This is a genomic window from Thalassobacterium sedimentorum (assembly GCF_031127905.1).
Classification (GTDB): Bacteria; Verrucomicrobiota; Verrucomicrobiia; order Opitutales; family Coraliomargaritaceae; genus Thalassobacterium; species Thalassobacterium sedimentorum.
Genome location: NZ_JARXIC010000138.1, coordinates 1 through 399, shown reverse-complemented (window position 1 = coordinate 399; position 399 = coordinate 1). Strand labels below are relative to the sequence as shown.

At 52.9% G+C, this 399-nt stretch carries 1 protein-coding gene; it reads left to right on the top strand.

Annotated elements, in window-relative coordinates:
- On the top strand, positions 1–399 hold a 399-nt coding region (locus QEH59_RS18750; RefSeq protein ID WP_308986917.1), incomplete at both ends, for a transposase.

Sequence of the window (399 nt, the reverse complement as noted above, 5' to 3'; positions counted from 1 at the left end):
TACCGGCTATATCTTCCGGAGGCTTGGACGCAGGACTGTGAGCGCATGGATCGCGCTCATGTTCCTGCAGATAAGCGCACGTTTAAAACGAAACCTGAACTAGCTTGGGAGATTATCGAGAATGCGATCAATCAAGGACTTGAGTTCAACTGGGTCGGCATGGACAGTCTCTATGGCAGCAACAGCAAATTGCTAGCAAAGCTTGAAGAGCAAGGGCTACGTTACGTTGCCGACGTTCGCAGTAACCAGAAGTTCTATGTTCGCGATGCCAGTGGAGCGCTGGTGTATCAACGCGTGGATCGGATTTGGATCGAGCGAGGTGGCGAGCAAGCCGAACATGTTCACTTCCGCAATGCAACCAAAGGCCCCCTTCACGCACAGGTGCTGCGCATAGCGCTT